Source organism: Burkholderia sp. Se-20378 (assembly GCF_017104665.1).
GTDB classification, from domain to species: domain Bacteria; phylum Pseudomonadota; class Gammaproteobacteria; order Burkholderiales; family Burkholderiaceae; genus Burkholderia; species Burkholderia lata.
Window position 1 is genome coordinate 1 of the sequence record NZ_JAAGPG010000382.1, and the last position, 8,314, is coordinate 8,314.

Below are 8,314 nucleotides of genomic sequence, written 5' to 3' on the forward strand. Positions count from 1 at the left end.
TCGCGGCCGCCTCGCTGGATCAGGCTCTTCTGTCGTTCCACTGGCGCATCCGGTTCTGGTCGGCCACGACGATCCCGCTGCCCGAGACGGTGCGCGAGACGCCCGCCGCGAAGTTGCCGGCGATGCCGTTGATCGCCAGCACCGGCGTCACGACCGTCACCTCGCGTGCCAGCTCGGGATCGCCGAGCACGGTGTCGATGATCTTCCGGTAGTCGGCGATCCCGTACGAGACGGGGTCGCCGCTGCCGTACAGGAAATAGTCGCGGTGCTGGATCTGCAGATGGCCGCCCTGGCGCACGTAGCTGGTCTGGAGTCCGTAATTGATGTCGCGCGCATAGCCGCCGAACAGCAGGATCGCGGTCAGGCCGACGATCATCGCGAGCAGCGTGGTCGACGAGCGGCGGCGGTTGCGCAGCAGGTTGCGGAAGGCGAGAACCCAGAGGCTCATTGGCAGGCCTCCTCGTGCAGGGTGGCCGAGCGGGTGTCGACGACGCGCCCGTCGCAGATCGTCGCGACATCGTCCGCGGCGGCGATCACCTGCGGGTCGTGCGACGAAAACACGAACGACGTCGCGCGCTCGCGCTGCATCGTGCGCATCAGCGCGATGATGGCCGCGCCCGTCGCGCTGTCCAGGTTGGCCGTCGGCTCGTCGGCCAGCACGAGCGCCGGCTCGGTGACGAGCGCGCGTGCGATCGCGACGCGCTGCTGCTGGCCACCCGACAGCTGGCCGGGCCGGCGATTCGCCTTGTCGCCCATGCCGACGGCGTCGAGCAGCGCGAGCACCCGTTCGCGTCGCCGCGCGCGGGCGACGCCCAGCAGCGTCAGCGGATATTCGACGTTCTCGAACGCGCTGAACACGGGCAGCAGGTTGAACGACTGGAACACGAAGCCGACGTGGCGTGCGCGGAAATCGGCCAGCGCATTCTCGCGCATCGCGTCGATTCGCTGGCCCGCGACCGTGATGGCGCCATGCGTCGGGCGATCGATGCCGCCGAGCAGGTTGAGCAACGTCGTCTTGCCGCTGCCGGACGGTCCCGACAGTACCGTGAAGCGGTTCGCGAGAATTTCGAGCGACGCGTCGTCGGCCGCCGCGACCGCGAGCGGTCCGGTTCCATAGGTTTTCGTGACATGACTCAAGCTGGCCGCCAACACGGACACCTCCCAGGGTATTCGATCGATGTCGCCACCTTAGCGGCAACCGCGCGCCCGCATGACGCAGTGCGACGAACGGCGGAACGCGCGGACGAACGGCATTCCTCCCCGACGAACGGCGGCCGTCGGCGTAGGCTGTCGCGCACCGGCGCGGCGGGCGGGTCGCGGCTCGCCGGCGACTCTCCCCCCGCGTTGCAATCCATCGGCTCCATGCGCGGTTCGTCGCCCGTTTCTGCAATTGGTCGCACGATCGTTTCTTCCGGCGACGAATCGATACACTCGCAGCCGATCAGCATTTGATCCGCACGACATCGGCCGACGTGAGAGCGGTCACCGGGGTGCGAGAAGCCGAAACATAGACATAACAAGGCATAAAAATGAGCGACTCCAGGTTTGAGAGGGGGAGCGAGACGGCGCGGCCTGGCTTTCTTGCCCTTTGTCGAGTGTTCCGGGATCCATCCGATCCCGCGCGTTTCGCGGGCGATGCCGATCCGCGGCGATATCGCGACTGGTCGAGCGCACAGCCGGCGTTGCTCGTCATCGAGGCGCTGCATCAGTTCGCGGTCAAGGCGTCGCGCACGATGCACGGCGCGCCGGCGCTGATGGTGCCGGCGCAGTTGCGCGAACTGACGCTGCACCGCGTCGACGGCTATCCGCGGCTGGCGCTGGCCGGTACGGTCGCGAAGCACGGCGACGGATACCGGGTCGACGTGTCGGCGCGCAATGCCGATGCCGATCTGTATCCGGCCGTCGCGTCGGGTACCGTGTTCGTCGCGCTGATGCCGGCCCGCGTGCCCGCGTTCGCCGTGCCGGGAGAACGGCCATGATGCCGGCCACCGCGACGGCGGCGGCCATGATCACCGGCGAACAGTTCGGCGTGATCGACGTGGCGAACACCGCACCGCTCTTCGACGAGCACTTCGAGCAGTTTCCCGTGCTGCCCGGTTCGTTCAGCCTCAGCCTGGCGATTGCGATGCTGTTCGACGCGCTCGGCATCGCGGCGAACCGGCCGGCCCCGGCACTCACGCTCCGCAAGGTCAGTTTCATCTGCCCGGTACGGCCGGGCGAACGCCTGACCGCGCGCCTGCGGCGCCTTCAGCAGGACGGGCCGCGCACCACCGCGCACGTCGAGCTGCGCAACGCGAAGGGCCAGGGCGTGATGGACGGCATCCTCAGCTGGGAGCACGACGCATGACGAAGCTCGCCATCGTCACGGGCGGCACCCGCGGCATCGGACGCGCGATCGTCGACGCGTTGAACGCCGACGGCCACACCGTCTACTTCACCTACCGATCGAATCCCGAGCTGGCCGAGGCACTGGAGCGCACGTACGACGGTGCGGCGCGCGCTTTCCGGGTCGACGGCGGCGACTGGGACGCCGTGCAGGCGTTCGCCGACCACGTGAACGCGGAAGCGGCCGTCGACGTGCTCGTGAACAACGCGGGCATCAACGACGACGCGCTGCTGATCGGCAGCCCGTTCGCCCGCTACTGGGAGGCATTGCGAATCAACCTCGGCGCGACGATGGCGTTCTGCCATGCGTTCGGCGACGGGATGCAGTCGCGCCGGCGCGGCGCGATCGTCAACGTCTCGTCGATCGCCGCGCGCAAGCCGAAGGCCGGCAACGGCGCGTACGGCGCGTCGAAAGCGGGGATCGAGCGTTTCACGAAGACGCTCGCGCTCGAGATGGCGCGCTTCGGCGTGCGCGTCAACGCGGTCGCGCCGGGGTTCGTGCGCTCCGACCTGTTCGAGCGCTTTCTCGCGTCGCAGGACGCGGCGGCGTTCTATCGCCAGATTCCGATGCGGAAGATCCTCGAGCCCGACCAGGTCGCGCGCACGGTCCTGCTGCTCGCGAACGGCTCGCTCGCAACGACCGGCAGCGTCATCGATCTCGGCAATGGCGAAAACATCAGTGGCTGACCCAGTGACTCAAGGAGAGTGGACCATGAAGGAAGACATCAAGAACATCGTCGCGCAAATCCTCTATCTGAGCGGCCCCGAGCAGGTGACCGATACCGCGTCGCTGTTCCGCGAGCTGAACATGAGCTCGATCGACTACGTCGACCTGTGCTACGAGCTCAAGGACAAGGTGGACAACCGCATCAGCCTCGAAAACCTGTGGCCGTTCAACCGGATGCTGCTCGATCCGCAATGCCACACGGGCACCGAATGGACCGACGCTGGCTGGCAGCAGGTGTGCGACGTGATGAGCTGGAATGGCCACGAGAAATGCAGCCTGCAGGATCTCTACGAGCACTTCTCGGTGAACTACATCGAGCACCGCATCGCGCAGTTCAGCTGACCCGGGCGTTCCGCCCGCGTCGCAGGAACGCCGCACCGTGCGGTGCGGCATCGCGCGCCCGCCCGGTTTTCGACTCACGTGAATGGGGACTTGCCATGTCGTACATCACCGGCCTCGGCATCGCGACGGCCGCTTTTCCCGACACCGCGTCGCTGCTGGACGTCGACTTCGCCGCGCGCGCGCCGCTCGCGCCGGCCGCGAAGCCCGGCGACTACGTGCGCGCCAACCTGCCGTTTCCGCTCGTGCAGCGCATGGCGCGCGAGGATCGTTCGCTGCTGAACCCGAGTTCGCGTCTCGCGTTGCAGGTGGCCGCCGAGGCGTTCGACGCGGCATCGGCGGGCCGGCCCTACACGGACGAGGAGCGCGAGCGGTTCGCGGTGTTCACGGGTGTCGAAGGCGAGGACGCGACGATGGCCGTGCTCACGCCGCTGCACGCGCGCCACGGCCTCGACGGCTGCGGCTACTTCGGCGAGGTCAAGGCGGACCTGAATCCGCTCGACATGCTGCGCCTGCTGACCACCAACGCGCTGTACCAGATCTCGAAACTGTTCGGGCTGCGCGGCGAAGGCTATCCGCTGCAGAGGATGTCGCTGACCAGCCTGTGCGCGCTCGAGGAAGCGCACCGGCAGATCGAGGGCGGCGCGATCGACCGGGCAGTCATCGCGGCCGTCGGCGACATGACGTCGGCCGACAACGTCGCGGCGTTCGAGAAGATGGGTCTGTTGCGCACGACGTCGCACCCGGTCGGCATCGTTCCCGCGTTCGGGGCCGTCGGCGCTGTCGTCGAACGCACGCCGCGCGACGGATGCGCGCCCTGCGCGCAGGTGCTCGACGTTCACTCGCTGTACAAGCCCGATACGTCCGTGTCGAGCGCCGACTGGTCGAAGCTGTTCGCCCGCTTTCCCGGCGAGGCCGTGCTCGGCGTGCCGCACGTCGTGCTGTACCAGAACGGCGAGCCTTCACTGGGCAAGGCGGAGCGCAACGCCGTTCAGCAGGCATGGCCGAATGCCGTCACGCATGCGTACAAGCCGCATGTCGGCTATACGGGGCGGGCGAACAACCTGATCGACCTGGTCCTCGCGATCGCGGATCCGGCGATTCCGGTCGGCGCGCCGGTGCTGGTCAACGGCATCGGCGTGTCGTCGGGCCTCGGTGCGATCCTGGTGCGCAAACTGAGCGGGGTGGGGCGATGAAACCGCGATCGGATGGAATCGTCATCAGCGCATTCGGCGCCGTCACGCCGCTCGGCGGCAGCTATGCCGAACTGCATGCCGCGCTGCGCGAAGGCCGCTCCGGCATTCGCAGGATCGAGAAATTCGACTGCTCGACCTACACGACCCAGCACGCGGGCGTGCCCGACGAAGGCAACGAGCGCGTGCGCTGGCCTTCGGCGCGGCGGATCGGCACCGAGCAACTGTACGGCGATCTCGCCGCCGCGCGGCTGCTCGCGCAGGCGCCGTTCGTCGTGCGCGACTACGCGCCGGAGCGCATCGGCTGCCTGGTCGGCGTCGACGTGCCGGCCACCGACGTGCAGAGCGCGCTCGAACTCGTCGACAAGGTCAACGGCGACAAATCGCGTGACGCGCTGATCCGCGTGCTGGTGTCGCACATGCGCATGAGCGAGTTCGTCAGCGGCGACGCGACCTCCGTGTTCGGCGCGATTCATCGCCACATTCCGTTCAGCGGCTGCGCGCTCGCCCACGTAGGTCTGTGCTCCGCGTCGCTGCAGGCGATCGGCATGGGCATGCTCGCGCTGCGCCAGGGGCGGGTCGACGCGGCCATCGTCGGCGGCGTGTCCGGCAAGGTCAATCCGCTCAATCTCGCGCGGCTCGAATCGCTCGACGTGATCTCGACCGACCTGAATCTCGATCCCCGACACCGTTCGCGGCCGTTCGACGTGCGTCGCTCGGGCTTCGTGCTCGCGGAAGGCGCGGTGCTGTTCCTGCTCGAGCGCGAATCGGCCGTGCGCGCCCGGGGCGATACGCCGCTCGTGCGCGTGGCCGGCTACGGGGCGAGCCTGGCCGCCGAGCACATCGTCATCCCGCACCTGCAGTCGCTCGAGATGCGGCTCGCGATGCAGCGCGCGCTCGACGATGCGGGATGCGCGCCGGCCGATATCGACTATGTGAACGCGCACGGCACGTCGACGGTCCTCAACGACAAGCACGAATCGGAGGCGATCCGCGCGATCTTCCCGGCGCGGCCCGCGATGCCCGTCACCGCCAACAAGTCGCAGCACGGTCATCTGATCGCGACGGCGGGCGCGATGGAAGTGCTGAACACGGCGATCGGGCTGCGGGAACGCTTCATTCCGGCGACCATCAACCTCGACGAGCAGGCGCAGGAATGCCCGGTCAACGTGGTGCGCGCCCCGACGCCGAGCGACGCACGGCGCGTGCTCAAGAATTCGTTCGGCATGGGCGGCCTCGCGGCCTCGCTCGTGCTGGAAGGAGCGGCCGCATGAAGTTCGCGTCGCTGCTTGCCCGGGAGGCGAACTGGCAGATCGTGCTGCACGGAGCGCGCCTGACGGCGGAAGACCTGCGCGCGCGGCTGCGGGCCGCACGGCGTGCGCTCGGCGCGCTGGAGCCGCACCTGCTCGGGCGCGGTTGCCTGATCGCGGTCGGCTTCTCGGGGTTCGACTATTTCCTGTTCACGCTGCTCGCGTCGACGCTCGGCTGCCGGATCGTCCTGTGCGACCCGAAGATGCTGTCCGCCGCGTTGCGCCAGTACCGGCTCGATGCGCTCGCGGTCGTCGCGACCCGGTCGATCGCATGCGACGGGCTGCCCGTCGTCGTGCTCGACCCGGCGCTGGCCGAAGTCGAAGCATCCGGGCCCGACGCGTTCGCGTGGGCCGACGCCGGCGCGCCGCGCGCGCAGATCGTCTTCATGACGTCGGGCACGACGAGTGCGCCGAAGCTGGTCGTCTACGACGAAGCGCAACTCGTCGAGAATGCGCTGGCGGTCGGCCGCTATCTGGGCGTGCAGCCCGGTGACGGCGTGCTGTGCATGTTCCCGACGCACTACATGTACGGCTTCTCCACGATGATGAACGGCCTGCTGGCCGGCGCGACCGTCTGGCTCGAACGGGCGTCGCTGACCGCGCACGAGGTGCTCGGCTACCTGGGCAGCGGCCGGATCCGCTTCGTGCCGCTGATCCGCAGCATTGCCGAGCGCGTGTGCGACCTGGCCGAGGTGACGCCGGGCATGCGGTTCGACGGCATCGTCGTGCTCAATGCATCCGACCGCATTTACGCGGCGCAGGTGCGCCGCCTGCTCGCGCTCGGCGCGTGCGTGTGGAACAACTTCGGCCAGACCGAATCGGGGCCGCGGATCTTCGCGCTGCCGCTCACGCCGGACGATCTGCCGCACGTCGATTCGTACTGCTTCGAGGGCGTCCTCGCGCCGGGCCGACCGATTGATCCGCGCATCGAGCTGTCGATCGTCGACGCGCAGGGCCGGCCGTGCGCCCCCGGCGAACCCGGCCATCTGCTTTACCGCACGCCGTATGCGATGCACGGCTATCTGCTGCCGGACGGCAGCCTGCAGCGGTTCACGACGCTGGAATCCGGCGACCTGGTGTTCCGCCGCGACGACGGCGTGGTGTTCTGGGTCGGCCGCCGGGACGAGACGGTCAAGTGCAACGGCCGGCTGATCAACGTCAGCCTGCTGCACCAGCATTTCGACGCGTTCGACGACATCGCCAAGAGCTATTTTCTCGCCGATCCGCAGACCGGTGCGCTGACGGTGTTCGTCGTGCCCGGCCTGACGCCGGCCGGTGCGGAGGTGGATTTCAAGGCGCGCATCCTGAGCCGCTACCGGGCCGCGTTCCCGTTGTATCCGCGCATCGCCGACGTGCTGTTCGTCGACGACCTTCCGGTCACGAGCACCGGAAAGATCTCATTGCGTCTCCTGCGCGAAAGCGCGTGACCGCGGCCTGAACCTGGAGCCCACGATGTCCGACCGCACGACCCGCTTCGATTCCTCGGCCGTGAGCGAAGCGCTTTCGTACGATGCCCGCTATGCGCATGCGTTGCCGACGGGCGTGACCAGCTACGCGGCGTTCCGCTCGCTGGTCGCGATCGAGACGGCCGACGACCTGAAGCGGCGCGTGCTCGACCGTCTCGATCACGACGGTCTGGCCGGCGCGACGTTCTACACCACGTCGGGCACGAGCGGCGAGGTCAAGCTGCTGCTCAACGCGCCGGCGCGCAAGCGGCCCGACACGACCTATGGCCGGGCGCTCGCGAACGCGCTGGCGGGAACGGCGCTCGCGCCGACGGACCGGGTGGCGAACCTGTTTACCGCCGGCGGTTTTTCCACGCTGTACGACGGCGTGAACCGGCTGCTGGAAGCGATCGGCGCGAACGTACTCCCGATCGGGCGGCTGGACGCCTACGGCGCCGATTTGCCCGCGATGCTGAACCTGATCGGCCGCGCCCGCCCCAACGTCCTGGTCGGCACGCCGACGAGCGTGCTGCAATGCCTGCGGCTGCTCGACGCGCACGGTGTCGATCTCGACGTCACGAAGATCCTCTACACCGGCGAGGCGTTCAACGAGCGCAAGCGCGCGATCGTGCGGCGGCGCTGGCGCGATGCCGCGTTCTTCGGGCTGTACGGCGCCACCGAAACGGGCTTTCTCGGCTATCACACGCCGCGCTGCGCGGAAGGGCATTACCACGTGCTCGACGACTGGTTCTTCCTCGAGGAGGAGGACGGGCAGCTCCTCGTGACGAGCCGCGCGAACCCCGGCCTCGCGATGCTGCGCTACCGGCTCGGCGATCGCGTGCGCGTCGGGCCGTCGGTGCGCTGCACGTGCGGCGCGGGCGGTTCGGTCGTCGTGCTGCAGGGCCGCGCGGATCA

Annotated in this window: 9 protein-coding genes and 1 pseudogene; 8 read left to right on the forward strand and 2 right to left on the reverse strand. The window is 68.7% G+C overall.

Annotated elements, in window-relative coordinates; genetic code table 11:
• Window positions 1-31 precede the first annotated feature (31 nt).
• Both G3N93_RS28775 and G3N93_RS28780 read right to left on the reverse strand, forming a co-directional pair.
• Window positions 32-448: pseudogene (locus G3N93_RS28775) on the reverse strand (ABC transporter permease); the annotation flags it as partial.
• On the reverse strand, window positions 445-1,152 hold the full coding sequence (locus G3N93_RS28780) for an ABC transporter ATP-binding protein (protein ID WP_374196520.1): 708 nt from the start codon (window positions 1,150-1,152) through the stop codon (window positions 445-447). The pseudogene G3N93_RS28775 and the gene G3N93_RS28780, both read right to left, overlap by 4 nt.
• A 443-nt stretch (window positions 1,153-1,595) precedes the next feature.
• Here G3N93_RS28780 and G3N93_RS28785 point away from each other — a divergent pair, with 443 nt between their 5' ends.
• The 8 genes from G3N93_RS28785 to G3N93_RS28820 form a co-directional block, all read left to right on the forward strand.
• Window positions 1,596-1,979 carry a hypothetical protein gene (locus G3N93_RS28785; RefSeq protein WP_244132414.1) on the forward strand — a complete coding sequence of 128 codons (384 nt, stop codon included), beginning with the start codon at window positions 1,596-1,598 and terminating at the stop codon, window positions 1,977-1,979.
• Entirely contained in the window at window positions 1,976-2,347 is a 372-nt protein-coding gene (locus tag G3N93_RS28790) for a hotdog fold domain-containing protein (protein ID WP_174943524.1), read from the forward strand. Before G3N93_RS28785 ends, G3N93_RS28790 begins: the two co-directional genes overlap by 4 nt.
• Window positions 2,344-3,072 (forward strand): SDR family NAD(P)-dependent oxidoreductase, encoded by a 729-nt coding sequence (locus tag G3N93_RS28795; RefSeq protein WP_206134485.1) that lies wholly within the window; start codon window positions 2,344-2,346, stop codon window positions 3,070-3,072. The genes G3N93_RS28790 and G3N93_RS28795 overlap by 4 nt, the downstream gene beginning before the upstream one ends.
• Window positions 3,073-3,097: 25 nt before the next feature.
• The gene (locus tag G3N93_RS28800; RefSeq protein ID WP_174943518.1) at window positions 3,098-3,454 is read left to right on the forward strand and encodes an acyl carrier protein; all 357 of its coding nucleotides are present in this window, start codon (window positions 3,098-3,100) and stop codon (window positions 3,452-3,454) included.
• Between the two features lie 95 nt (window positions 3,455-3,549).
• Window positions 3,550-4,647 (forward strand): beta-ketoacyl synthase N-terminal-like domain-containing protein, encoded by a 1,098-nt coding sequence (locus tag G3N93_RS28805; RefSeq protein ID WP_174943514.1) that lies wholly within the window; start codon window positions 3,550-3,552, stop codon window positions 4,645-4,647.
• On the forward strand, window positions 4,644-5,918 hold the full coding sequence (locus G3N93_RS28810; protein ID WP_206134486.1) for a beta-ketoacyl-[acyl-carrier-protein] synthase family protein: 1,275 nt from the start codon (window positions 4,644-4,646) through the stop codon (window positions 5,916-5,918). The genes G3N93_RS28805 and G3N93_RS28810 overlap by 4 nt, the downstream gene beginning before the upstream one ends.
• A complete protein-coding gene (locus tag G3N93_RS28815; RefSeq protein WP_206134487.1) occupies window positions 5,915-7,381 on the forward strand; it encodes a class I adenylate-forming enzyme family protein in 1,467 nt (488 codons plus the stop codon). Before G3N93_RS28810 ends, G3N93_RS28815 begins: the two co-directional genes overlap by 4 nt.
• A gap of 25 nt (window positions 7,382-7,406) precedes the next feature.
• Window positions 7,407-8,314, forward strand: a 908-nt coding sequence (locus tag G3N93_RS28820) for a hypothetical protein (protein ID WP_206134488.1), incomplete at its 3' end; no start/stop codon positions are given.